The following is a 24,980-nucleotide window of genomic DNA, read 5'->3' as shown; positions in this document are numbered from 1 at the left end:
ATAGAATTATGAGACAGGTGAACTTCTTTTTATTTTGGGCCTCGATAAGCTTGATATTCTTTTTATCCTGTAAAGAGACTTCTTCCGAACTGTCTTTGGCAGGTGAATGGCAATTCGCTTTGGACCCGACGGATGTCGGAATAGGGCAGGAGTGGCAGAATAAAGACTTGGAAGATGTTGTTTGTCTGCCGGGTTCATTACAAGAGCAGGGGAAAGGCAAAGATGTCAGCTTGGATACTCGATGGACTGGACAAGTTGTCGATAGTTCCTGGTATAATGCTCCCGAATATGCCAAATACCGGCAATCGGGCAATATCAAAGTACCTTTCTGGTTGAATCCGAACAAGCATTATGTAGGTGTAGCTTGGTACCAGAAGAAAGTGAATATGCCTTCCGGTTGGGAGGGCCGTCCGGTTATTCTCTATTTGGAACGGACACATTGGGCGACAACTCTCTATATAGACGGTAAGAAAGTCGGTGAGCAGAATTCCCTTCAGACTCCTAACCGTTTTGTTTTAGAAGGTATGCAAGCCGGAGAGCATACGATTACATTGCGTGTGGATAACCGTCTTTATGTAGATGTCGGAATAAATGCACATAGTATTTCCGATCATACACAAAGTAACTGGAATGGAATTATCGGGGATATCAAGCTGTCGGCAAAACCTTCCCGGTATATCGAATCTGTCCAAATCTATCCGGATCTAAAGAAAAAGCAGGCTAAATTAAAGATACGACTGGCAGGAAATATCGGAAAAGATAATTCGACTATTTTCTTACGGGCGGAGACCGCTTCAGGAAACCCTGTAGGTGAATTTGTTCAGGTGGAAGTCGATGCAAAGAGTTCGGATGGCCATATCGAAGCAGCTGTAGATATGGGAAAAGATTTAAAAATCTGGTCAGAGCATACCCCGAATGTTTACAGGATGAATGTCTTACTGCAGTCATCGGATGGAGTTGACAGAAAGACCTACGATTTCGGTTTCCGTGAGTTTAAGGCAAATGGTACACGTTTTGAGGTCAACGGACAGCCTGTCTTCCTACGTGGTACGCTCGAATGTTGTATATTTCCACTGACAGGATATCCCGCCATGCAAAATGATTATTGGGCTAAGATCTACCGTACCTGTAAGGAATACGGCTTGAATCATGTCCGTTTCCACTCCTGGTGTCCTCCGGAAGCGGCTTTTCATGTGGCTGATAGTATGGGTATTTACCTGCAAGTAGAATGCGGCGGATGGGCGGAAGTCGGTAGTGGCAAACCACAGGATCAGTGGTTGAAGGAAGAGAGCGACCGCATCCTTGAAGAATATGGTAACCATCCTTCTTTCTGCATGATGGTCTATGGCAATGAACCCGGTGGGGCAGACCAAGCACACTATCTTTCCGGTCTGGTCGATCATTGGAAAAAGAAAGATCCCCGCCGTGTCTATTCCAGTGCGGCCGGATGGCCGTATGTGGAGAATGCTGACTATTGGAATACTCCCGATCCGCGCATACAGGCCTGGGGTGCCGGTATTAATAGCATAATCAACCGGGAGGCTCCCCGGACAGATTATGATTTTGCCGGCAAAATCCGATCGGATATGCCGACTGTCAGCCACGAAATCGGGCAGTGGTGCGTCTATCCTAACTTCAAGGAAATAGATAAATATACAGGTGTGCTGAAAGCTAAAAACTTAGAAATATTCAAGGAGACTTTAGCCGATAAAGGTATGGAAGATATGGGAGAGAAATTTCTCTATGCTTCCGGGCGTTTACAGACTCTTTGCTATAAAGCAGATATCGAAGCTGCTCTCCGTACACCGGGTTTTGCCGGTTTTCAGTTACTTGACTTGCACGACTTTCCCGGACAGGGGACTGCACTGGTAGGTGTGCTTGACCCTTTCTGGGACGATAAAGGGTATGTGACTGGTGAGGAATACCGTACGTTCTGTAACAGCACTGTTCCGCTGGCACGTTTTCCGAAAATGGTTTGGTTGAATAATGAAAAACTGGAAGTCCCGCTGGAAATAGCCCACTTCGGCGAGAAGCCGCTTCCTGAAACAATGATCCGCTGGACTGTCTCGACTGTGGATAAACAGATATTGACAGAAGGTTCTTTCACGCGTGAGATACCCCTCGGAAATTGCATCCCGGTCGGAACGGTCCGTTGTGATCTGGCCGGGATCAAGGAACCTTCCCAACTTCTTGTCTCCGTTCAGATCGGGGATTCGGATATGAGGAATCGTTGGAATATCTGGGTCTATCCGGCAGTGAAAAAGACGGTAGATAATCTCCCGTATGTTACGACACGTCTGGACCGGACGGCTCAGGATAAACTGAATAAAGGTGAGTCCGTCCTGCTGCTGACCTATGGAACTGTCCCCCCTGAAAAGGGAGGTGACATAGCCGTCGGCTTCTCCAGTATCTTCTGGAATACGGCTTGGACCCGCGGGCAGGCTCCGCATACACTTGGTGTTTGCTGTGATGCAAAACATCCGGCATTGGCTGCTTTCCCGAATGAGGGAGTAAGTGATTATCAATGGTGGGATCTGATGAACCGTTGCGATGCCATGATCTTAGATGACTATCCGAAGGATTTCCGTCCGATCATTCATATCGTCGATGACTGGTTTACAAACCGCAAACTTGGAATGCTTTACGAAGCCCGTGTCGGGAAAGGCAAATTGTTAGTTTGTGGTGCTGATCTGCAAAACGATTTGAACAAACGCCCGGCAGCGGCCCAGTTCCGGCAGAGTCTTTTGGAATATATGGCGTCCGAATCGTTCAACCCATTGCAGGAGTTAAAAATAGAAGATGTATTATACACTAAATAAGAGCAAAGAATGAGTTTTAAGAAATTTGCATAAGCGCATGTCTGTTGGCTGCCTTGCTGTTTGATCACTTGGCCAAGACTTGGGATGAGGGCGAATATGTTCCATGTCCTTGTTTTGGTCGAAAAGATGATGGGGCAGGCATGGCAAGTCCGTATCTTGCCCGAACAGGGCGGAACGTTGTGTCTGGTGATCCCCCGAAGGAGGCAAAGTTGTTTCCGTAATTTATCCTGATCTGGAAAGGGGGGGGGATTGTGTAATATTGTTTCGTTAACAACAAAGCACATCCTTTGGGAATAGCAGTAAATTCCGGTTCTTCATCGAAAAAAAGGCTTTCTACTATGAGGTATGCGGTTTTTCACAACGAAGACGGTTACCATCACTGGGAGTTGCCGGGACCATAGACTATGAAGACGGTCGTCATGCCGACAAAGGGGCAAATCTCTTTTGATATATTCAGGCCTGCGGAAATATTTGTTTGCAGCAGGGGATTCTTCGGGAGTTCAGTTTTTCTACAATGTTAGGATATTCAGCTTTTTGATAACAAAGGAATTTTGTTTTATATGCTTTGCTACATAAGGAAAGGGGATATGTATATTTTGCCCCCTTTCCTTTATTTTGCCAGATTTCCCAAACAGCAAACGCTTGCAACAGCAGTATTCTTGCTCTACCTTACAGGGGTTATATTGGTTGTGCGAGCTTTAGAAGATGTCAATTCCAGCAAGGGCATCAGCTTCCGTACGGGCGGCGATTTCTGCTGCTTCCACTTGGATGTAGCGGGCTTTTACCATTTGCTTGAAATGATGGTAGCGTTTGGACGGGTCGTTGATCAGGTTGCCGAATTCGAAGCTTTCCATCTCTTTCCAGTTCTTTCCGTCATTGCTGATCCGGATGATACCGGCTACCGTGCCTTTATCTCCTTGTTTTTGTGGGGTGAAGGCAAAGCCGCTTAATATATGTTCGCTGCCGAGATCGATAGCAAGAAATTGTGCAGTCTTGCCGATTACTTTCCATTCCTTCTTGACCAGTCCGAACCGTTCCTGCAAGATAGCTCCTTTTTCTCCGTTCAGGATGGCTACTGCTTTCAGTTCGTTGTTTCCCATCTGGAAAGGATCTTTATATTCGGTAGAGCCTGCCGAAGGTTCCGTTCCGTCTGTCGTATAGTAGATCTTGAAACCAGCGTTCAGGTTCTCCGCAATGTTTTCGCCGTGCGCTTTCCAGCCGAATTCCTGTGGCATCGGTTCGATGGTAACCAGTCCGTCCATGTTTCTCTGTGCGCTCAACCGGGGCGGACGGGCTTTGTAGTGATGGGCGGAGATGGTACAGATCGTAGGTGTCAGGCGGGATTCGAGTATGCGGACCCGTATCTTGTCTGTCGTGACATCGGGGAAGCGCAGGATTCGTTTGTAGCCGATGTTGGTGGAGTGGGCGATCTCTTTCCATCCTCCGTCGATCCAGGCGTCCACGGCGTGTTTTTCCACTCGTTCCCCGTTGGTGGCAATTGCTTCCTGGAGAACCAAACGGTTGAGGGTGACAGGTTGGGGAGTGGAGATGACGATTCCCGGGCCGTCTTTATCGACCGTTACGTAGGTGTCTGCATTTTGGTCGAGAACTTCTTTCGGGCCTTCTGCCTGACGGAACAGGTCGGTCCCGTAGGTTTCCCGGATTCGCTGGCCGGTACCTTTCAATACGGCTACATCTGCTGGTGAGAATTTCCCGTTCCGGTTGGGCGGGATGTTCAACAGGAAGGTGGAGTTGCCTCCTACGGCACGTTCATAGATGTCGAACACATCGTCGGTGCTTCGTACTTTTTGGTGCGTGTCGTCCCGGTAGAACCAGCCTTCACGGATGGAAGTGTTGGTTTCGGCCTGCTGGTAATGCAGGTATTTGGCTTTATAGAGTTGTTCACGGCTTCCGAGGTCTTTGTCGGTCATATCGGCAAAGTTCGACATCGTGTCCGGATTTGCTTGGTAGGGGATCACGTTCCATTCGGTCGACCGTGTGCCGCCGGCTTCGTTACCGCACCACCGGACATCTTCCCGTCCGAAGATAACGGCTTCGGGAGCAAGTGCCTTGATCAGTTTCTTCCAGGCGGGGTAGTTGTAGGTCTGTCCACCTTTTCGTTTGGGGTGTGCCCCGTCGAACCAAACCTCGTGGATCGGACCGTATTCGGTCAGGATCTCGAAGAGTTGGTTGAGGAAGTATTCGTTGTAGTCGTCCACTACGAACTCGAAACGGGTCTTGTTGGCAAAAGGCCGTCCGGGAACCTCCCGTGGGATGGTTCGTTTGGTGTATTGGCTGAGGTTACCGTACAATCCTTCGGGGTTTTCTATTTGATAGAGGTCTGCCGGCGACAGATAGACGCCTAACTTCAACCCGTACTTACGACAGGATTCGGATAGGTCTTTCAGAATGTCACCTTTGCCGTTGCGGAAACCGGTGGACATGATGCCATGTTTCGTATAGCGGCTTTGCCACAGGACGAATCCGTCGTGGTGCTTGACTGTCAGGATCACCATTTTCATGCCGGCCGCTTTCATGGCTTCGCACCACTGATTCGTGTCGAGCTCTTTCAGGTCGAAGACTTTTGGGTCTTCCTTTCCGCTTCCCCATTCCAACCGGGTGAAACTGTTCGGTCCGAAATGGATGAAGGCAATAAATTCGTTTTGCAACGCCGCTAACTGGTTGGGCGAAGGCACGACATGGGCTGCTTTTCCGATGATGTCCGCGTGATTGTCGCCAGCTTCGATCTTGATCGTGTTCTGAAACTGCATCTGCTTGTCCTGAGCTTGCCCTTGTAAAGACAGCATGGCTCCAAGTAGGAGGATAAAGGTGTGTTTCATGTTTATAACGATTTTAATTTTTGTATGTTTATATATAACGATATTGGGGGTGTGTTAAAATCTCCTTGTCCCCGCGTCAAGCGCGGGGACGCAAAAGGACAGACCTTCTCAATCAGATTTTTATAGGGTCGGTTTTAATGCGATCCCGCGTCAAGCGCGGGAACAGGATAGTTTCGACACACCCCCAATGAATAGATGTGGAATGTGTTATTTAATTCCTAACTTAATCTTGATCGCTTTCGGTATCGCATCCTTATGGACCATTACGTAGATGGTCTTGGCGCGGACGAAGCTCTCGGACATGTTCAGGTAGCCGCCGAACTTGTTGCGGTCAGTACCCCATGAGTTTTTGGTGATGTAATATTTCGTGCCGTTCTGATCTTTCGTGATGCCGGTCACGTGCATCAGATGATCGTCGGTAGTCACGAATGATTCGAAGCCGGCCTGGCGTACTTCCGGGGTTACTTTGATTTCCGGGTACGGACGTTCGAACTTGAATACCTCTTCCAAACGTTCCTTTTCGCCTAATTTCTCGAAGCGGGCACGATCCGTATTCGACAGGTCTTCCACCTTCTTCACTTCCGGATTGATGGCGACACCGTTTGTAAAGGAGAATCCCTTCTCGCTCACGTCACCGTCCCAGCATACCGTATAGCCGTTCGTCAAAGCATAATCCACTGTTTCCATCATTTCATCGAGCGGCAGGTTGTACATTAAGGAATGTTCCCAATTGTCAGGCACTTCCACGTCAAATTTCACATAATACGGATGATGCGTGAAACTGGTCAGCTCGATATAATCGTCCATGTTCAATCCCAATGATTCGGCGAATGACTTCGGCGTATATTCTTTTCCTTTATATGTAAACTTCTCCGGTAGTTTGCCTAAATAGGTGTCGAACAGGTTCGCAATCAGTTTGTCATATTCCGGACTGCGCTGTTTCGTCTTTACTGCCACATCGGCGATGGCATGCATATAGCGGACCATCTCGCTATGGTTATGTCGTTCGGAGTCATAATTGATACCCGTGTAAACCTCTTCAGGGACAATCCCGACTTGGCGGTATGCGTTCATAAATGTATGCGACAGGCTGCCCTGTCCGATGTTACCATTTCCGCGACGCAGATAGTTGTCCTGCAACTGATTCATGTATTTCTGGCGGACGATGAACATCTCCGAAAGGTCATACGTGCCCTTTCCCATACGGAGCAGTTCGGATTCCATAAATGAAGTCGTGGCAAAGCACCAGCAAGTACCCGTTGCTGCCTGGTTCTTAACCGGGGTAGCAGGAACCGTTACCACCTCTGTAAACTGATACCCCTGGCCAAACGCTGTCGAGACAGAGAATGCCAACATGCAAGATAAAATAAATGTTTTCATATTGTCTAACTTTTTAATTCTTTCACTCTTTCATTTTTTCAAAATCCCCTCGCGAACATCTTCCAAAATTCATCCGCCATCTCCTGCCAGCGTAGGATTGTTGCTCCTGCGAAGTCAGCCGTGTAGCCTGTCAGGAAAGTCCGTGCGGCTTCTTCCCCTTTGCTGCTTTGCAACTCTTTGTAGCGGCTTTCCACGAAAGGCATTTCCGATAAGCCCTTTTCTTCGAAGTGGGCGACTGCACCGTTGATCTTGTCTTTGGTCAGTCCCCAGCGAACTGTCGCCAATTTGTTTGCCGTCCGGTATTTCCAGATGATAGCATCCTCACGATGACGGTGCTGTCCGCAGATGCCGAAAGCAACCGGTAGGTCGGTTGTACCAGCAAAGATCGGGATACGTGGGCTCTGTCCCGGATTGTCGAACGACAGCCAGGCTACACCGCCTACGGCATCCGGCAGCCAACTGCGAAGCTGTATCACGTGCGAGTAAGAACACTGCGGGACTGATACCAGGCGATTGCGTGTCACCGTCCCTGGCTTCACAGCATTCAACATACTGACCATATCTGTCACCATCCACGGGTTTGCCGCGGGGCTGGTGAGGGTGTCTGTCTTTTGTGTCTCCTTGTTCTTGGTAGTAACTTTCAGGTTTTTCGTCATGTCCCATTCCGTTCCCTCGTAGGTCTGGCGCAGTAATGCCATCACATCTGTTACGGCAACCGCTTTATCCGGCTTCACGCTGATCGGCAGTTCTTCCGCATCGTACGACAGTTTGAGTGAGGGGGCCAATGCGTTCAGGATAAAATACTCACGGATGCTGAATGATTTCGGTTCGCCGAAATAGTTACCCCCACTATAAGCTTTCCAGAATTTGAACGGTTCCTTGCCGTCCCAGAAACCCATCTTTTTGGCAACGGAGAATACATTTTCCGAAGCCATATAACGATCTTTATCTTTCAGGTCGAGCGTGGAGATACGCGAAATATTGGCCGATACGCCCACATGATCGTCCGGGATACGGACAGCCGCCCATACGCCCCCGACCTTGTCCGGGCCTTCGCCGAACACCTCGAAATGCCAGACCTCGTTCGGATCGGCAATCGTCAGGCATTCACCCGAATCTCCGTATCCATATTCGGCTACCAGCTGTCCGATCAGCCGGATCGCTTCGCGTGCCGTCGTGCAACGCTGCAAGGCTATCTTTCCCAGTTCCTCAATCATGAACATCCCCTTCTTGTTCTGCAACTCTTCACGTCCGGAGATCGTCGTCTCGCCGATCCCCAATTGCTTCTCGTTGAGGCAGGGATAGGAAGTATTTAGGAACTGGTAGGTCGATCGGGCTTCCGGTATCGTCCCTTTCAATTCCATATTCGTACGGTCGGCAGGATATTCGGTATGCATGCGGCCGTTATAGATGGCGACTGTCGTGTCGTGCTCATAACGTGCCGCCGGGACGATCTCCATCCATGTGCGGTAGTTCCCGTCGCAAGTGTGACTGGTCATGACCGAACCGTCGGCTGATGCTTTCTTGCCGACCATGATGCTTGTACAACTTTCAGGAGTGTTGACCGGCTGGGAGTACTCGATTTTCTGGGCACGGAGGCTGTCCCCGTAACAGATAAGTACAATAATGAGGATAATCAGTCTGTTCATGGTATTATATTTGATTTTGCGGCTAAAGATATGAAATTTTGTTATATTTGCTACCCCTTGCTTGGGGGATTAATCCCCCGGTAGAAGAGAAATATCCCTGCAAGGAAATGATTAAACATAAATATGCCATGAGAAAAATGATTTATCTGAGCGCTCTGTTGCTCCTATTCGTGTTGCCGATAATGGCACAACAACCTTTGTTCCCGACACCTGCAAAGGTGCAGAACGGAAAAGGCTCGTTCACCATTGGAAAGAATCTGCAGATACAAGGTAATGGCGGGTATGCTGATAAGCTGGCCGCCGGACTACAAACCGAGTTGAAAGAAGCCGGTATGCAATCATCACCTGCCAGCGGAATCATCCGTCTGGAACTTAATAATGATTGTAAGATGGCTGATGAAGCCTATACGCTTGTTATCGAACCGAACAGCATCCTGTTGCAAGCCTCTTCCGAAGCCGGCCTGTTCTATGCGAAGGAAGCCCTTCTTCAACTATCCCGTTTCGGTAAGGGCAGCGTGCGAGCCTGCAAGATACAAGATCAGCCCCGCTATGGTTGGCGTGGTTTTATGCTCGACGAGAGCCGCCATTTCTTTGGAAAAGAAAAGGTAAAACAATATCTGGATATCATGGCGTCTCTTCGCCTGAATGTGTTCCACTGGCACTTGACCGACGAACCGGGTTGGCGTATCGAGATCAAGCGCTATCCGAAGCTGACTACCGAGGGGGCTGTCGGTAACTGGCACGACCCGAAAGCGCCCGCTACGTTCTACACCCAAGAAGAGATCAAAGAGATAGTTGCCTATGCAGCCGACCGTCATATCATGGTCGTTCCTGAATTCGACATGCCGGGCCATGCTACTGCCGTCTGCCGTTCCTATCCCGAAATCTCCGGCGGCGGTGAGGGAAAATGGCAGCATTTCACATTCCATCCCTGTAAGGAAGAGACGTTCGAGTTTATCAGCAACGTGCTCGATGAGATTGTTGCCCTGTTTCCGTCTCCCTATATCCATATCGGAGGCGATGAAGTGCATTACGGTAACCAAAGCTGGTTCACCGATCCCGAAATCCAACAGTTTATCAAAGATAAGAACTTGGGCAACGAAACGGGCTTGGAACAGTATTTTATCCGCCGTGCCGCCGATATCGTAGCTTCCAAAGGTAAGACGATGATCGGTTGGGACGAGATGATCGATGCCGGTGTCTCTCCCGACAAAGCCGTCATCATGTGGTGGCGGCATGACCGCAAACACCAGTTGGTGAAAGCGCTCGAAAACGGTTACCGGGTGATTATGACTCCGCGTCGTCCGTTGTATGCCGACTTCATCCAATATGGTGGCCATAAAGTGGGCCGTGTGTGGGGCGGTTTCAATCCGGTCGAAGACATCTACCGTTTCCCCGAACCTATCATCCATCTGACTCGTGATTATGAAGACCAGGTGATGGGTCTCCAGTTCTCCCTTTGGACGGAACGTGTAGCCGATGCCAAACGTCTGGATTATATGACGTTCCCACGTTTGGTCGCAGTAGCCGAATCCGCTTGGACCCCTGCCAAGTCAAAGGAGTGCAGCCTCTTTATGCAGAAGCTCCCGTACTTCCTGCAATTCCTCGGTGAGAAAGGCATCTACTATTTCAACCCCTTTAATCCGGAATCCACACCCGAACCCGATGCACCGGACAAGGATGATGTGTTGAAGAATGGATAAGATATGTTGGGATAAGAAGAGAAGTGGAAATAAAAACAGCAACTCCCTGTCGTTACCGGCTGGGGGTTGCTGATGTATGCTGCGGTTTCCTGCTTTTGTTAGCGTGAGGAAGAAGGATCAGAAACGTCTTTTTTTACGGGCATCACGTGCGGCGGCTGTCCGTTTCCATGGGCGGTTACTGTCGCGTTCGTCTTTGCGGAAAGCACGGTCTGAACGATCGTTACTCCGGCGTCCGCTATCTTTGGAACCTCGTTTGCCTTTGTAGCCGTCATCGCTACGCCGGCCTCCATAACTGCGTTTGCCACCCCGTCCGCCTTCTTCTTTCTTGCCCTGTGCAGGCTCGACGGAGATGCGGCGTCCGTCCACTTCAAACCCATTCATGCTGTTCATCACGCGTTGGGCTTCACCCTCTTCCACTTCGAAGAAAGAGAAGTTTTCGCGCAGGTCGATCTTACCGATACGCACCTTGCCCGGCACGCATTTGTTGACCAGTTCGATCAGTTGGTTCGGATAGAGGCCGTCGGCTTTGCCGAAGTTGAGGAAGAAGCGCGAATAACCCTCTTCGGCCACATATGCACGGCGTTCGCCACGTTCACCCCGTTCACTACGGGCGGAACGTTCGTCCACCTGCTGGATTTCGTCAGCATCTTTGTAGTAGTCGATCATACGGTTGAATTCGAGCGAAACGACTCGCTTGATGATATCCTCCTTGTCCAGCCATTCCAGCTTGCGGTAGATTTGAGGCATCAGGGAGGCGATTTCTTCCTCGTTCACCTTCACTTTTTCGATCTGATCTACGAGATTGAAAAGCTGCTTTTCGCAGATAGCACTTCCGGAAGGGATCTCACCCTTTTCGAATTTCTTGTTGATGATGCGTTCGATCTCACGTATCTTGCCCTTTTCTTTCACATGACAGATCGAAATGGAGATACCCGTCTTACCGGCACGACCGGTACGGCCGCGGCGGTGTGTGTAGGATTCTACTTCATCGGGCAAGCCATAGTTAATCACGTGTGTCAGGTCGTCCACGTCCAGGCCGCGGGCAGCCACGTCAGTGGCAACCAGAAGCTGTATGTTTTTGACGCGAAACTTCTGCATTACGTAGTCGCGCTGTGCCTGGCTCAGTTCGCCGTGCAGCGAATCGGCGTTGTAGCCATCCTGTATCAGTTTGTCGGCGATCTCCTGCGTCTCTTTGCGGGTACGGCAGAAGACGATGCCGTAGATGTTCGGGTAAAAGTCGGCGATACGTTTCAGCGCGAGGTACTTGTCCTGTGCACGGACCATGTAGTAGATATCGCGGATATTCTTATTGCCCTCGTTCTTGTTGCCGATCACGATTTCCTTCGGATTCTTCATGTACCTCTTCGTGATGGCAGCAATCTCCTTCGGCATGGTGGCCGAGAAGAGCAGCATGTTGCGGTTTTCCGGCACTTCGGCGAGGATGGCGTTGATGCTGTCGGTGAAGCCCATGTTGAGCATCTCATCCGCCTCGTCCATGATGACATTCTTTACCAAGCTGAGGTTCACCGTCTTGCGGTTCATCAGGTCCAAGAGGCGTCCCGGAGTGGCCACTACCACGTGCACACCACGTTTCAGCGTCTTAATCTGGCTCTCGATGCTGGAACCACCGTACACTGGGAGAACCTTCAGGTTGTCGATATACTTGGAGTAGTCGTTCAGATCGTCTGCGATCTGTAGACAAAGCTCGCGAGTAGGACAAAGTACGAGTGCTTGGGGCTGGTATGTAGTTACATCGATTTTTTGCAGGATCGGAAGGCCGAAAGCGGCTGTTTTCCCCGTACCTGTTTGTGCTAATGCAATTACGTCGTTGTCATCTCCCAGTAAGAAAGGAATCACTTCCTCCTGTACCGGCATGGGCGATTCGTAGCCCATTTCTTGAATTGCCTTCAGTATTGGTGCGGCAACTCCTAATTCTTCAAATGTTTTCAAAATGTGATATATGTGTATATATAATAATTCAGAGTGGGCAAAGGTACGCAAATTATTCGGATACCTATCAGTGTAGGATAATATCTTTTAGTGTATCGCGCTCTTTTTCCGTAAGATGGAGCCCTTTCGACAAATATTTGTCAGTCGAACCGTACTCTTTCTTTATTTTATGGAAGGCTAAGTCCAGCCATGTCTCGTCTGCACCCAGCAGAACGGTGATAGTTTCCTGGGCGTCCGTATTGAGGTTGCGTGCCATATAGGCAAGGTGTCTCAGGTCTATATGGTTGTTCGAAGCCATATAGTCCTTCATAATCGTTTCTTCGGGTACGTCGAGAGCTGTCAGCAGCATGGCGGTCAGGAAACCTGCGCGGTCTTTGCCTAACGAACAATTCACGAGGATCGGGTAGTTGTCCTTGTCGAGGAAGACTTTCAATGCCTTGCCGAACTGTTCGCTCTCGTCTGTCACGTAGCTGATGTATGTATCCTGCATGTATACGAGTCCGTCACCTTTGCGTATGCGCCCTTCTTCCAAACGTCGGGCGATCTGTTCTTTTCCTTTTACCGGGATTGGGATGGAGATGATGTTTGCTCCTGTATATTTTTCCGGGGCGAGAGCTACCTCGTCTTCTCCCCGGAGGTCAATGACCGTTTTGATCTTCAGGTTGTCCAACCGGATGGTGTCGTTGCGGCTAAGCGCCTTGAGTTCACCCGAACGGAATATCTTGCCCCAGCCGGTCATACGGTTCCCGTGTTCGCTGAAATAGCCTCCTATGTCGCGCAAGTTCTGGACACTGTCCATCTGTACCGAGCGGGCACCGACGGTACGGTAGTACTTGTCGTTGAACGACAGGAGGAAGTATTTGCGGGTGATGTTGTCATTTGTGATGTAGGTCACTCTCCCGTCGTTGATGTTAGCATAGCCGCACGGCTGCGACATGTCGAAAGAGTTGGGGGTGTCGGATACATAAAGTTTCATCATCCCGTCGGTATGGGGATCTGTTTCCCATTTGATAATATAGTTACCGATGTCGTCACGCAAACATATGGCACGAATTTCAGGTGCTCTGCCGGAGCTGCACCCTGCCAATAAGGTCACACTGGTGAACAAGAAAAGAATCCGTTTCAATATCATACTTCTACTACTCATGCAAAGCAAAGATAGTGAAAAACATGTGTCTTTATACCCCTTTATCTACCCGGTTAATGATATTTAAGACTGAGAGAGGTAGGAGGTTGCAAATTCTTTAGAAATGTAATTGTCGTAGCTGTGGCAAACCTCAGTAGCCAGATCGATCCCGCACCGGATGATGTTCGCCCATGTCTCCTGAGGGAGAGTGACGAGGTCGCGGTGGCGGACATTATATTTTAACAGACCGTAGAGGATACCTGCATTGAAGTTGTCTCCGGCTCCGATCGTACTGACCGGACGGATGGCGGGCGAGTCGAAATGACGGTGCCGGTCGCCGTGGTAAAGGTTTACGCCTCCGGCTCCGTGGGTAGTGATGAAACGGTCGCAGTAGAAACGGATATGGTCAGTGTAGACCTTTTCACTGTCAGTCTCTCCGAAAATATTGAGGAAGTCTTCGTCCGAACCACGTACGATATCGGCATATTCGAAATTTTCGAGTAATGTCGGAGCGAGGCGTATGGCTTCGTGGGCGTGCGCCTTGCGGAAATTCGGATCGTAGTAAAGAATCGCCTTGCGCTGGCGGGCATAGTTGAGGAACTCCACCATCCGTCCTCTGAGCGCGGGGTTCAGCGAATAGTAGGAGCCGTAGATGAAAATGTCATCTTCGTTGATCTCCGGCAGGGGCACGTCGAGGCGTTGCTTCGGATACTCCTTGTAGAAGGTGTAGTTGGCATTGCTGTCGTCGTCCAGAAACGCGAGCGAGATCGGACTTTTACCGTCCGGAAAACGGTCGACGTAGCGGGTGGAAAGGTTGTTTTCCATCATAAAGTCGCGGATGATGTCGCCGACACGGTCATTGCCTACTTCGCTGATGAAGGAAACGGGTACTCCGAGACGTCCTAACGAGATAAGGCCGTTGAAGGTCGATCCGCCGGGTACTGCTGTATGGGGCTGGTTGTTCTTGAAGATGATGTCGAGAATGGTTTCTCCGATGCCGATTACCTTCCTCATACTGTTTATTTGTTTTCTGTTTTACACTGCTCGCGGCTTTTCGAGCCTAGATAACCACCGTGATGTCGTTTGGCATAGTCGGGATAGCCGAAGTTGATGCGTTTCATGGTGCCGACTACTAACAGATCGCCTATCACCGTCATGACCGTGGTCGATGTGGTGGGGGTGAGGCCTAAGGGGCACACTTCTTTTGGCGCACCTGTCGGCAGGCAGATCGTCGCTTCAGCTGCTAACGGGCTGTCGGGGTTGCCAGTGATAACGATAAACTGCATTTCCGGCACGAGACCACGTGTCAACTCCACCAGTTCGAGCAGTTCGCGTGTCTTGCCAGAATTGGAGATAAGCAACATGACATCGTTCTTGCGGACGATACCGAGGTCGCCATGCTGCGCTTCGCTGGGATGCAGGAAGTAGGCAGGCGTGCCTGTCGAACAGAAGGTCGTTGCGATGTTCATGGCGATCTGTCCTGCTTTCCCCATGCCGCTGGTGATCAGGTTTCCACCGAGTTCGTGTACGTGTTTCACAATGAGTGTCACTGCCTCTTCATAGCCGTTGGTTATCGGAATATTGCGTACTGCTTCAGCTTCCTGTTGCAGGATGGATGAGATTGCTTCGTTTATCATAGCTTTAAAAATGATTCTATATGATGTTATGAATTTAACAAAGTACAAAAGTATCTATTTTAATGATACCTGCACAGCGGGAAGCGCATATTTTTGTACTTTATTGGGGTTTGACGAATCCTATTGGATTACGGGGTTGGTTGTTCTGTTTGTTTTTTTGTGCCAATTGCGCCAAGGCAAGGTAGATTTCGTCAAATTTTTCTTCGTTTTCCTCTGTGATGTCTTCTAATGCCTCGATCCGTTCTTTCAGTTCTTTGAGTTGGGGTGAGGGAGCGGAGTTGAGCAGGTATTGGCGCATGGCGACGAAAGCACGCATGATTGAAATATTCACTTCTATTGCGATATCGCTCTTCAATAGTCCTGACAGCATAGCAACACCTTGCTCTGTAAATGCAAAGGGACGTTTCCGAGTGCCACCCCAACTTGATGTCACAAATTGTGACATCAAGACGGACCATTCGTCGGTGGTCAGTTGAAACATGAAGTCGAGAGGAAAACGTTTGATGTTTCTTTTGACTGCTTGATTGAGAGAGCGGGTATCTGATTGATATAATTCAGCCAAGTCGAAATCTAATATGACTTTCTGTCCTCTGATCTCGTAAATCTTACTTTGTATTGTTTGTAATTCCATAGTAAAGAGTTTTAATTTGACGGCTAGGGTAGTTAAAAGAAGTCTGTAAATAAATATTTGTTGTACTTTTGTGCCCTCTTAATGAATGGATAATGGAAAAAGATTACTTCTCACATATTTTGCCGAATGGTTTGCGTATCGTACATCTTCCTGCTGCTTCTCCGGTATCATACTGCGGGTTTGCCGTGAATGTCGGGACACGGGATGAGGAGGCGGACGAGTTCGGCTTGGCTCATTTTGTCGAACACATGATATTCAAAGGAACGGAAAAACGTAAGTCTTGGCATATCCTGAACCGGATGGAGAATGTGGGAGGGGAGCTGAATGCCTATACCACGAAGGAGGAGACTTTTGTCTATTCCATCTTTATGGAGGAGCATTTCCGGCGGGCTTTCGAACTGCTGACCGACCTGGTGTTCCATTCGCAGTTCCCGGAACAAGAGATCGAGAAGGAGGTGGATGTGATCCTGGACGAAATCAATTCATACGAGGACAGTCCTTCTGAACTGATCTTCGATGAATTTGAGAATCTGCTATTCGACGGTCATGCATTGGGACATAATATCTTAGGGGACGAGCATTCGCTACTCGGTTTCGGAAGTGAGTCGGGCAAGTCGTTTATGAAGCGTTTTTATGCACCCGAAAACATGGTGTTCTTTTCGATGGGCCGGATTCCGTTCAAGAAGATCGTGCAGCTGGCGGAAAGCACCCTGTCTGATATCGCTTTCCCGATGGCGGCACGTAACCGGATGGCACCCGGCGAGATCCTTCCCGTCAGCCGCCAGATACACAAAGATACCCATCAGGCGCATGTGCTGATCGGAGGACGAGCATACAGTATGCACGATGAGAAACGTCTGCCGCTGTTCCTGCTGAACAATCTCTTGGGAGGTCCGGGGATGAACAACCGTTTGAATGTCTCTCTCCGGGAAAAAAACGGGCTTGTCTATAATGTCGAATCAAATGTGACTTCTTATACCGATACAGGATTGGCAAGTATCTATTTCGGGACCGATCCGAAGAATAAGGAGAAAGCGATCAGGCTTGTTCATAAGGAACTGGCTAAGCTGCGCGATGTAAAACTGACCGCAACCCAGTTGGCAGCGGCCAAGAAGCAGGTGATCGGGCAGTTGGGTGTCTCTGGCGATAACCGGGAGGGACTGTTCTTGGGGTTGGGAAAGAGCTTTCTCCATTATAACCGCTATGATACCCTGCCGGAAGTCTTTGCTAAGGTGGAAAGGCTGACCGCCGAAGAGATACAGGAGGTCGCCAACGAGGTCTTTGCTCCTGAACGTTTGTTTAGCCTGATCTATCAATAAGAAGTGTTTACCAGCATTCTGCCTTGTCCTTCAGTTCCGGTAGCTTGTTTTTATCGAACACCGGACTTTTGATCCCACTGCGTTTCTGAGCAATGTAATCGTGCAGTAGCAGGAAGGCCTGTTTGCTCAGCAACGAGATAGCGACCAGGTTGCAGATCGTCATGAAAGCCATCGTGATATCCGCCAGACTCCAAGCGAGTTCCAGGCTTGCCAACGCTCCGAACATTACCATGCCGCCGACCAACAGGCGATAAATATAAAGCACGCTTTTCTTCGGTGTGATGAAACGGATGTTCGCTTCCCCGTAATAATAGTTTCCGATAATACTGCTGAAAGCGAACAGAAAGATCGCTACGGCAACGAATATCCCTCCGGCTTTTCCCACTTCGAGCGTCAAGGCATGCTGTGTCAGTTGTACTCCGTTTACCGAACCGTCCAACGGCGCCCCGCTGAACAGGATGATAAAAGCTGTGCAAGTACAGATCAGCAGGGTATCGGTGAAAACGCCCAAAGTTTGGATCAATCCCTGTTTGACCGGATGTGTGACGGATGCGGTGGCCGCCACGTTCGGGGCCGAACCCATACCAGCCTCGTTGCTGAACAGGCCGCGCTTGATCCCCTGCATCAGGGCGGCTCCGACCGTGCCGCCTACCGCTTGTTCCCATCCGAAAGCACTGCTTACGATCAGTTTGATGACGGTCGGCAGTTCTGTGATATTGAACAGTACGATCCCCAATGCGAGTGCCACGTATCCCAATGCCATCATGGGGACGAGTACGCTGCTGACTTTGGCTATTCGCTGGATTCCTCCAAAAATAATGACAAGTGTCAGTACCGTCAGTATCGCACCTACGATTTTCGGATCGAAACCGAACGAGCCTTGCATGGCCTCGCAGATCGTGTTGCTCTGTACCGAGTTGAACGCGAAGCCGAAAGTGACAGAGATCAGGATAGCGAACAATGCGCCCATCCAGTTCAGCCCCAATCCGTATCGCATATAGTAAGCCGGTCCTCCGATAAAGGAGTCCTTCCCTTTCCGTTTGTAAAGCTGTGCGAGCGTAGACTCGACAAAAGCGCTGGCCGAACCTAAAAGGGCGATGATCCACATCCAGAACACTGCCCCCGGACCTCCTACGGCGATGGCTGTGGCTACTCCGGCCAGATTGCCTGTACCGACACGGCTGGCGAGCGATACGGCGAACGCTTGGAAAGATGAGATATGCTTTTCGCCTTCATGGGCTTTGTTGGCGGAGTCGCCAAGCACGCGTATCATCTCCCGGAACATACGAAATTGGACGAAACGGGTTTTGAAGGTGAACCAGAAGGCGCATCCTAATAGCATGATAATTAAAACATACGACCACAAGAGGTCGTTAATCCCGCTGATCCAGTTGTTCAGTATTTCCATTTTGGCAGTTTATAGTCTTGATAATTACGTGAATATTAAGATGCAAACCTAAAGAAAATATTCTGTATGGACAAGAATATCTGGTTAACCGTACTAAAATAGTTTTATATGTTGTAGAGAGATATTTACACTCAGCATATACGCAAATGAATATTTCTGTATCTTTGGGTGGTTATAAAATTAAGGTATGAAATTATGAAGGCAATAGAGCCGGGTCGGGTCAAAGACAATTTTATAGAGATTATCGGAAAAGAGTGGATGCTGGTAAGCGCCGGTGATAAAGACGAGTTCAACATGATGACGGCAAGTTGGGGAGGCGTAGGTTTCCTGTGGAACAAGCCGGTAGTGTTCGTTTTTATCCGTCCGGAACGTTATACCCGCGAGTTTGTCGATGCGAAGGGCGCTTTCACGCTTTCCTTCTTGGGGGAAGAGCATAAGGCCGCTCATAAGATTTGCGGTTCGAAGTCGGGACGGGAGATTGATAAGGTGGCTGCGACAGGTTTGACGCCCTGTTTTACCGATTTGGGTAACCCTTGTTTCGAGGAATCGCGCCTGACACTCGAATGCAAAACTCTTTATGTGACTAAGATGGATAAGGATCATTTTGTTGATCCCGCCTTATACGAAAAGTGGTACAGCGCGATGGCTGGGAATCCGCATAACGTCTATGTAGCGGAAATCCTAAATGCCTGGGAGAGATAATCTCCCGGCACTGCTGAAAGTCAGGGGACGGACGCATGCCGGATATCCTGTTCAACCGATTCCCAGTTCTCGGAGCATCTGCTGCGTGTGTGTCAGGAAATATTTCGTCAGTTGGTAATGTTCCGTTTCCTCAAAAGGAGTCAGGCGAGCGCCGTCTTCGTCTATGTTGTAGATGTCGGCTTCCGGATAAGCCATCAGTATCGGCGAATGGGTGGAGATGATGAGTTGGCATCCCTGGTCCACCAATTCTTTTATCCGTACGAGCAATGACAGTTGGCGCTGGGGGGAAAGGGCTGCTTCCGGTTCGTCGAGGATATAGAGCATGTTCCGTTCTCCGTAGTTGAGGAATGTGCTGAGGAAACTTTCACCGTGCGACTGCTCCAGCAGACGCCGTCCTCCATAGCGTGCCATGGAGTAATCGCGTCCGTATTTGAGGATGTCGCGCATCGATTGGGCATCGATCTCGCGGGCATGGTCGAAAAAAGATTCGGCACGGAAAAAGAAATAGTCGTCCGGTTTGCGTACCTCCACTAAACGAATCTGATCGGGTAAGACGTTGGCGAGTACCTTGTGGCTCTCGTCGCCGTCGTTCAGCATGCCTTGCAGATCTTCGTTACGCCTCTCGTATTTATACATGACGGCCTCTAACAAGGTCGATTTACCGATCCCGTTTTCTCCCACCAGGAATGTGACAGGCCTCGTGAATACCAGTTCGTCCATATACCGTACGGCTGCTGCCTTGTACGGATATTTCAGATCTTCTACCGGCCCCGATACCTCGTCCGGATTGATTAGTTTGATTTGCTTCAGATAAACCATTATTGGTAATTGAAAATTGTTAGGAAACTCAGAAACTGTTTTGATTTAATACATCTCAAATCATGAGGCGAAAAAATCAAAACAGTTTCTCGTCTTTGGGGACTAAGGTACGAAAGAAAAACAATCCTTGGTCTTCTATTTTCAATTAAATTGTCTTTCTCTTGTCATATCCTTGCAATATATATGCCCTTCCTTTGTCTACGGAAAATAAAGAGTATACTTATAGACACATTCATTAATAACACTGCTTCGTTTTTTATAATAACTGATTTACGTGTTTAGGCTTTATGTCTCAGGGATGAGGGGTAAAGCTTGCTTTGTGTTTATATCGACTACGGAAGAAGGTGGTAGCTGATCATGATAATAGAGCCTGTTTAGATTTTATCCAATTCAAATCTTTATATAAAAAAATGCAATAGAGAACGACACCTGGCATATCTTGATGTCATCTGTCTAATAAACAATATATTAAAAGGTGTCGATGCCGGTATTGAGGTCGACACCACATCGACACCTTTTTGTGTCCGAAGTTTTGTCCGTAACCTGTCCATCCTCATGAAGCAACTGTTTCGAAATATGCCATAAACTACTTCAAAAGTCATAGTGAACTAATTCATGGCATATCACATATTACTTATATGCAATACTATCTACCGTAGATACGTAGTACTATATACTGTCAATAGGCAGTACTACCTGTTGCATATAAGTAGTACTACCTGTATATACTTTACCATATGCTATCATTTAGTTCTTTGTATGTTTTGAATTAGTTGATGGCATGAAATGGGATAGTTGGTAGATTATTACTTGTCTACAAATATCCGGTAATCGCCAAAGACAGGAAAAGGTGTCGATGTGGTGTCAACCTTGAAAAACCACGTTGACACCGGCTAATATATTATTTATTAGATAGATAGTGACAGAAGATGCCGGGTGTCGTCCTCTTTTATAAATCGGATAATATTTTGTTTCCGTTAAATCAGTCTGGTACATCTTTTAAGTAAATTATTCGACTGACACGAAAACTTACTTAAAAAGTAACGAACAGACGCCGTCTGTTGGAAATATTGAGATGAATCTTATTCTATCGGGGCAAAAGGCAGTTCCGTGTCTTTCCGATAGCCTGTACCGTTGAAGGTGGCGATCAGGTCACCGGTTTCATTGGTAATGCGTACTTCACAGTTCGCGAGCCGTTTGTGGCTAAATGTCTCATGGGCTTCGGCATAAAGATAGCCTTTGCTTTCAGCTTTAAAGAAGTTGATGCTGGATGTGATGGAAAGTGTCAGGCGTGCATGACTATTTGTGGCTGCTGCAAAGGCCAGGTCTGCTAACGTAAAAATGGCGCCTCCTTGGCATACGCCACCACCGTTGAGATGTTCCGGTTTTATTTCCATGCGTGCTTTTGCATACCCGCTTGCGGTTTCTAATAATTCGACACCAGCAAGCAGGGCGAACTTGTCGCCCTGTAGAAATTCCTGTATAGTCATCTTTCTATTTGCTTAATTTCCATTCAGCTCCGTCTTTCGTGTCTTTGATCTCGAAGCCGATAGCTGTTAGTTCGTTGCGGATCTTGTCTGATGTAGCCCAGTCCTTGTTGGCTTTTGCCTGCTGGCGGATGGTTAGCAACAGATCCATAGCTTTGCCGAACGCTTCATTGCTGTTATTTCCAGCTGAAGCCGCTTCATCTTTCATTCCGAGGATATCGAAAATGAACGTATGGAATACATCCTGTAACTCTTTCAGGTCTTCGAGCGAAATCGTAGCTTTACCGTCTTTTACGGAGTTGATTGTGCGAGCTGCGTCGAATAGATGGGCGATCACGATCGGTGAGTTCAGGTCGTCGTTCATCGCATCGTAGCATTTGCGACGCAAATCCTTTACGTCCACTGTTGAAACGTCGGCTGCCTTCAGCTTCATCAGGTGGTGGTAGGCGTCCATCAAGCGTTCCAACCCCTTTTCGGCGGCCTGCAAGGCTTCGTTGCTGAAATCCACCGTGCTGCGATAATGCGCCTGAAGGATAAAGAAACGGATGGTCATAGGTGAATAGGCTTGGCTCAACATCTTATTGTCCCCGGTAAAAAACTCGTCCAGCGTGATGAAGTTGCCCAAGGATTTTCCCATCTTCTGTCCGTTGATGGTGATCATATTGTTGTGCATCCAGTAATGGACCATATCTTCACCTTGGGAAGCGACAGCCTGTGCAATCTCGCATTCGTGATGCGGGAAGATCAAGTCCATGCCACCTCCGTGGATGTCGAAATGTTCGCCCAAGTATTTCTTGCCCATCGCCGTGCATTCGCAATGCCAGCCGGGGAATCCGTCGCTCCAGGGAGAAGGCCAGCGCATGATATGTTCCGGCTGTGCACATTTCCAAAGGGCAAAATCGATCGGATTATGCTTCTCATCCTGTCCGTCCAATGCGCGGGTCGTATTCAACATATCGTCGATGTTACGTCCGGAAAGAACGCCGTAGTTATGATCTTTGTTGTATTTCTCCACATCAAAATAAACGGAACCTTCGCTTTCGTACGCATAACCGTTATCCAGTATCTTCTTGACCAGTTCTATCTGTTCGATGATGTGGCCGGACGCATGCGGTTCGATGCTGGGAGGCAATACGTTGAGCGCTTCCATTGCACGGTGGTAACGGTTCAGGTAATATTGCACGACCTCCATCGGTTCGAGTTGTTCGAGACGGGCTTTCTTGGCGATTTTGTCTTCGCCGTCGTCTGCATCGTGTTCCAGGTGACCGACATCCGTTATGTTGCGTACATAGCGTACTTTGTATCCTATATGAGTCAGATAACGGAACAGCAGATCAAATGTGATCGCCGGACGTGCATGGCCCAGATGGGCATCGCCATAAACGGTAGGACCACAAACATACATACCCACATGCGGTTCGTGCAGCGGGATGAACTGTTCCTTTTTTCTTGTGAGTGTGTTGTAAATGCTTAATGGATGTTCCATATCTATATTGTATTAAGAGGGGCAAATTTACAAATAATATGGTATATTTGCCTGTATATTTATCAATATAATCAACAAAAGATGTAGGCCATGAAACTAAATTCTATTGTAATGCTTCTGTTTGTCGCTCTCCTTACGGCTTGTAAAGGCAGTGCGTATGATCTGTCCTCATATGGATTGAACCCTGATACCGGCGAGAACGCTTCTCCATTGATGGCAAAAGCCCTTCAACAAATAGCGGCGGAATCGAATTCCGACACAGTCCGGATCTTCCTGCCGAAAGGGCGTTATGATTTTTATCCGACAGGTTCTTCGGAACGTGAATATTTCATCTCCAATCATGACCAGGATAATCCGAAACAGGTGGGGCTGGCTTTCGAGAATATGAAGAACGTGGTTTTTGACGGGCAAGGCTCCGAATTGGTTTTCCATGGGCGGATGCTTCCGGTCTCTCTGGTGGGTTCGGATAATTGCACGTTGAAGAATTTCAGTATTGACTTTGCGAATCCGCATATCAGCCAGGTGAAAGTGCTGGAGAATGACACGCTCGGCGGTATGATCACCTACGAGGTTGCTCCTTGGGTGGAATACGAAATACGTGACAGTAACTTTGTCGCCAAAGGGGAAGGTTGGGAGCATGTCCCTGCTTGGGGTATCGCTTTTGAAGGAGATACAAAGCGATTGGTCTATACGACCAGTGATATCAGCGTGGGCAGCAAACAGGTTGCAGAGATTGCGCCACGCAAGATCTGCGCTCCCTGGAAGAACAAGAAACTGATACCGGGCACGGTTGTCGTTTTCCGTGGATACGGCCGTCCGACTCCGGGGATATTCATGTATCATGATACGAATACGACACTCAAAAATATACAGGTGCATTATGCGGAAGGAATGGGTTTGTTGGCACAGATGAGCGAAAATATCACACTGGATAAATTCTCGGTCTGCCTGCGTGGCGAGGATGATCCGCGTTATTTTACGACACAGGCTGATGCGACTCATTTTTCCGGCTGTAAGGGGTTGATTCGTTCGGTCGGTGGTCTGTACGAGGGCATGATGGATGATGCCATCAATGTGCATGGAACCTATCTGAAAGTGCAAAAGCGAATAGACGACAAGACATTGGTCGGTGAATACATGCACGGTCAGTCCTACGGTTTCGAATGGGGACGTCCGGGTGATGCCGTCCAGTTTATCGACTCCAAAACAATGGAAATTTTAGGGAAACAGAACAAGGTAACTGCGATTGAAGCTGTCGATAAGCCTGACGATCATGGTGCAAAGCAGTTCCGCATTACGTTTGATAAGCCTGTCGATCCCGCCATCAGTGAGGCCGGCACTTACGGTATCGAGAATCTGGAGTGGACACCGGAGGTTTATTTTGCCGACAATGTGATCCGTAACAATCGTGCCCGTGGTTCCCTGTTCAGTACTCCGAAGAAGACGGTAGTCGAGAATAACATTTTTGATCACACTTCCGGGACGGCAATCCTTTTGTGTGGTGACTGTAACGGATGGTTCGAGACGGGGGCTTGTCATGACGTACTGATCCGGAACAACAAGTTTATCAATGCGTTGACAAATCAGTTCCAGTTTACGAACGCTGTTATCTCCATCTATCCGGAGATACCGGATTTGAAAGGTCAGAAGAAATATTTCCATGGTGGGATCGTGATCGAGGACAACGAGTTCGAAACCTTTGATATGCCGATCCTGTATGCTAAATCGGTGGATGGCCTTGTCTTCCGTAATAATGTGATTAAACAAAATCATGATTATCCGGCTTTCCACTGGAACAACCATCGTTTCTTTTTCCAGCGTGTTGTTAATGCTGAGATCAAGGATAATCGGTTCGAGGAGGGGTTTGACCGGGAGAAAGACATTAGGGAAGAGTACTAAAAAACGAAAAGGGCTACCTTCACAGGCCTGCCCTTCTCTAACCAAAACTTTAACTATGAAAAAATTTACGTGCTACAAATATAGTTACAATTTCTATATCCGCAAGCGTATGTGTTATTTTTCTT

Annotated in this window: 17 protein-coding genes; 5 read left to right on the top strand and 12 right to left on the bottom strand. The window is 48.6% G+C overall.

Annotated features, from left to right (window positions below; translation table 11 throughout):
• Nucleotides 1–8: 8 nt before the first annotated feature.
• Nucleotides 9–2,819 (top strand): sugar-binding domain-containing protein, encoded by a 2,811-nt coding sequence (locus NQ564_RS15190; RefSeq protein WP_008146592.1) that lies wholly within the window; start codon nucleotides 9–11, stop codon nucleotides 2,817–2,819.
• Between the two features lie 698 nt (nucleotides 2,820–3,517).
• On the opposite strand, the gene NQ564_RS15185 is transcribed toward NQ564_RS15190, so the two are convergent.
• The 3 genes from NQ564_RS15185 to NQ564_RS15175 all read right to left on the bottom strand — a co-directional run bounded on the left by NQ564_RS15185 (nucleotide 3,518) and on the right by NQ564_RS15175 (nucleotide 8,688).
• Complete coding sequence (locus tag NQ564_RS15185; RefSeq protein ID WP_008146587.1) at nucleotides 3,518–5,659, bottom strand: alpha-L-fucosidase; 2,142 nt, start codon at nucleotides 5,657–5,659, stop codon at nucleotides 3,518–3,520.
• Between the two features lie 207 nt (nucleotides 5,660–5,866).
• On the bottom strand, nucleotides 5,867–7,039 hold the full coding sequence (locus NQ564_RS15180) for a C1 family peptidase (protein ID WP_021862791.1): 1,173 nt from the start codon (nucleotides 7,037–7,039) through the stop codon (nucleotides 5,867–5,869).
• Nucleotides 7,040–7,077: 38 nt separating this feature from the next.
• Entirely contained in the window at nucleotides 7,078–8,688 is a 1,611-nt protein-coding gene (locus NQ564_RS15175; RefSeq protein ID WP_008146585.1) for a dipeptidase, read from the bottom strand.
• 128 nt (nucleotides 8,689–8,816) lie between these two features.
• On the opposite strand from NQ564_RS15175, the gene NQ564_RS15170 reads away from it, so the two are divergent.
• Nucleotides 8,817–10,391 carry a beta-N-acetylhexosaminidase gene (locus tag NQ564_RS15170; RefSeq protein WP_021862789.1) on the top strand — a complete coding sequence of 525 codons (1,575 nt, stop codon included), beginning with the start codon at nucleotides 8,817–8,819 and terminating at the stop codon, nucleotides 10,389–10,391.
• A gap of 117 nt (nucleotides 10,392–10,508) precedes the next feature.
• Here NQ564_RS15170 and NQ564_RS15165 read toward each other — a convergent pair whose 3' ends face one another.
• The 5 genes from NQ564_RS15165 to NQ564_RS15145 all read right to left on the bottom strand — a co-directional run bounded on the left by NQ564_RS15165 (nucleotide 10,509) and on the right by NQ564_RS15145 (nucleotide 15,735).
• Complete coding sequence (locus tag NQ564_RS15165; RefSeq protein WP_050771026.1) at nucleotides 10,509–12,284, bottom strand: DEAD/DEAH box helicase; 1,776 nt, start codon at nucleotides 12,282–12,284, stop codon at nucleotides 10,509–10,511.
• A 124-nt stretch (nucleotides 12,285–12,408) separates the two neighbouring features.
• Complete coding sequence (locus NQ564_RS15160; protein WP_008156211.1) at nucleotides 12,409–13,473, bottom strand: tyrosine-protein phosphatase; 1,065 nt, start codon at nucleotides 13,471–13,473, stop codon at nucleotides 12,409–12,411.
• Nucleotides 13,474–13,551: 78 nt separating this feature from the next.
• Nucleotides 13,552–14,481, bottom strand: a complete 930-nt coding sequence (locus NQ564_RS15155; RefSeq protein ID WP_008146580.1) for a carbohydrate kinase family protein — start codon at nucleotides 14,479–14,481, stop codon at nucleotides 13,552–13,554.
• 5 nt (nucleotides 14,482–14,486) lie between these two features.
• Nucleotides 14,487–15,104, bottom strand: a complete 618-nt coding sequence (locus NQ564_RS15150; protein ID WP_008146579.1) for an SIS domain-containing protein — start codon at nucleotides 15,102–15,104, stop codon at nucleotides 14,487–14,489.
• Nucleotides 15,105–15,204: 100 nt separating this feature from the next.
• Nucleotides 15,205–15,735 (bottom strand): ORF6N domain-containing protein, encoded by a 531-nt coding sequence (locus tag NQ564_RS15145; protein WP_008146578.1) that lies wholly within the window; start codon nucleotides 15,733–15,735, stop codon nucleotides 15,205–15,207.
• A 92-nt stretch (nucleotides 15,736–15,827) separates the two neighbouring features.
• Here NQ564_RS15145 and NQ564_RS15140 point away from each other — a divergent pair, with 92 nt between their 5' ends.
• A complete protein-coding gene (locus NQ564_RS15140; protein WP_008146577.1) occupies nucleotides 15,828–17,054 on the top strand; it encodes a M16 family metallopeptidase in 1,227 nt (408 codons plus the stop codon).
• A gap of 7 nt (nucleotides 17,055–17,061) precedes the next feature.
• On the opposite strand, the gene NQ564_RS15135 is transcribed toward NQ564_RS15140, so the two are convergent.
• Entirely contained in the window at nucleotides 17,062–18,462 is a 1,401-nt protein-coding gene (locus NQ564_RS15135) for an alanine/glycine:cation symporter family protein (RefSeq protein ID WP_008146576.1), read from the bottom strand.
• A 195-nt stretch (nucleotides 18,463–18,657) separates the two neighbouring features.
• Here NQ564_RS15135 and NQ564_RS15130 point away from each other — a divergent pair, with 195 nt between their 5' ends.
• The gene (locus tag NQ564_RS15130; RefSeq protein ID WP_008146574.1) at nucleotides 18,658–19,164 is read left to right on the top strand and encodes a flavin reductase family protein; all 507 of its coding nucleotides are present in this window, start codon (nucleotides 18,658–18,660) and stop codon (nucleotides 19,162–19,164) included.
• 51 nt (nucleotides 19,165–19,215) lie between these two features.
• On the opposite strand, the gene NQ564_RS15125 is transcribed toward NQ564_RS15130, so the two are convergent.
• The 3 genes from NQ564_RS15125 to cysS all read right to left on the bottom strand — a co-directional run bounded on the left by NQ564_RS15125 (nucleotide 19,216) and on the right by cysS (nucleotide 22,956).
• Entirely contained in the window at nucleotides 19,216–19,983 is a 768-nt protein-coding gene (locus tag NQ564_RS15125) for an AAA family ATPase (protein WP_008146573.1), read from the bottom strand.
• 1,082 nt (nucleotides 19,984–21,065) lie between these two features.
• A complete protein-coding gene (locus tag NQ564_RS15120; RefSeq protein ID WP_008146570.1) occupies nucleotides 21,066–21,473 on the bottom strand; it encodes a PaaI family thioesterase in 408 nt (135 codons plus the stop codon).
• A 4-nt stretch (nucleotides 21,474–21,477) separates the two neighbouring features.
• On the bottom strand, nucleotides 21,478–22,956 hold the full coding sequence (cysS, locus tag NQ564_RS15115) for a cysteine--tRNA ligase (protein WP_008146569.1): 1,479 nt from the start codon (nucleotides 22,954–22,956) through the stop codon (nucleotides 21,478–21,480).
• A gap of 90 nt (nucleotides 22,957–23,046) precedes the next feature.
• Between cysS and NQ564_RS15110 the strand changes: the two genes are divergently transcribed.
• The gene (locus NQ564_RS15110) at nucleotides 23,047–24,855 is read left to right on the top strand and encodes an alpha-1,3-galactosidase-related protein (RefSeq protein WP_008146568.1); all 1,809 of its coding nucleotides are present in this window, start codon (nucleotides 23,047–23,049) and stop codon (nucleotides 24,853–24,855) included.
• The last annotated feature ends 125 nt before the right edge of the window (nucleotides 24,856–24,980 follow it).

The organism is Parabacteroides johnsonii DSM 18315 (assembly GCF_025151045.1).
Classification (GTDB): Bacteria; Bacteroidota; Bacteroidia; order Bacteroidales; family Tannerellaceae; genus Parabacteroides; species Parabacteroides johnsonii.
The sequence above is the reverse complement of the archived record's forward strand: the minus strand, read 5'-3'. Positions and strand labels throughout refer to the sequence as shown.

Coding starts and splice junctions, on each gene's coding strand:
- NQ564_RS15190 (WP_008146592.1), top strand. CDS start 9: ATGAGACAGGTGAACTTCTTTTTATTTTGGGCCTCGATAAGCTTGATA.
- NQ564_RS15185 (WP_008146587.1), bottom strand. CDS start 5,659: ATGAAACACACCTTTATCCTCCTACTTGGAGCCATGCTGTCTTTACAA.
- NQ564_RS15180 (WP_021862791.1), bottom strand. CDS start 7,039: ATGAAAACATTTATTTTATCTTGCATGTTGGCATTCTCTGTCTCGACA.
- NQ564_RS15175 (WP_008146585.1), bottom strand. CDS start 8,688: ATGAACAGACTGATTATCCTCATTATTGTACTTATCTGTTACGGGGAC.
- NQ564_RS15170 (WP_021862789.1), top strand. CDS start 8,817: ATGAGAAAAATGATTTATCTGAGCGCTCTGTTGCTCCTATTCGTGTTG.
- NQ564_RS15165 (WP_050771026.1), bottom strand. CDS start 12,284: ATGGGCTACGAATCGCCCATGCCGGTACAGGAGGAAGTGATTCCTTTC.
- NQ564_RS15160 (WP_008156211.1), bottom strand. CDS start 13,473: ATGATATTGAAACGGATTCTTTTCTTGTTCACCAGTGTGACCTTATTG.
- NQ564_RS15155 (WP_008146580.1), bottom strand. CDS start 14,481: ATGAGGAAGGTAATCGGCATCGGAGAAACCATTCTCGACATCATCTTC.
- NQ564_RS15150 (WP_008146579.1), bottom strand. CDS start 15,104: ATGATAAACGAAGCAATCTCATCCATCCTGCAACAGGAAGCTGAAGCA.
- NQ564_RS15145 (WP_008146578.1), bottom strand. CDS start 15,735: ATGGAATTACAAACAATACAAAGTAAGATTTACGAGATCAGAGGACAG.
- NQ564_RS15140 (WP_008146577.1), top strand. CDS start 15,828: ATGGAAAAAGATTACTTCTCACATATTTTGCCGAATGGTTTGCGTATC.
- NQ564_RS15135 (WP_008146576.1), bottom strand. CDS start 18,462: ATGGAAATACTGAACAACTGGATCAGCGGGATTAACGACCTCTTGTGG.
- NQ564_RS15130 (WP_008146574.1), top strand. CDS start 18,658: ATGAAGGCAATAGAGCCGGGTCGGGTCAAAGACAATTTTATAGAGATT.
- NQ564_RS15125 (WP_008146573.1), bottom strand. CDS start 19,983: ATGGTTTATCTGAAGCAAATCAAACTAATCAATCCGGACGAGGTATCG.
- NQ564_RS15120 (WP_008146570.1), bottom strand. CDS start 21,473: ATGACTATACAGGAATTTCTACAGGGCGACAAGTTCGCCCTGCTTGCT.
- cysS (WP_008146569.1), bottom strand. CDS start 22,956: ATGGAACATCCATTAAGCATTTACAACACACTCACAAGAAAAAAGGAA.
- NQ564_RS15110 (WP_008146568.1), top strand. CDS start 23,047: ATGAAACTAAATTCTATTGTAATGCTTCTGTTTGTCGCTCTCCTTACG.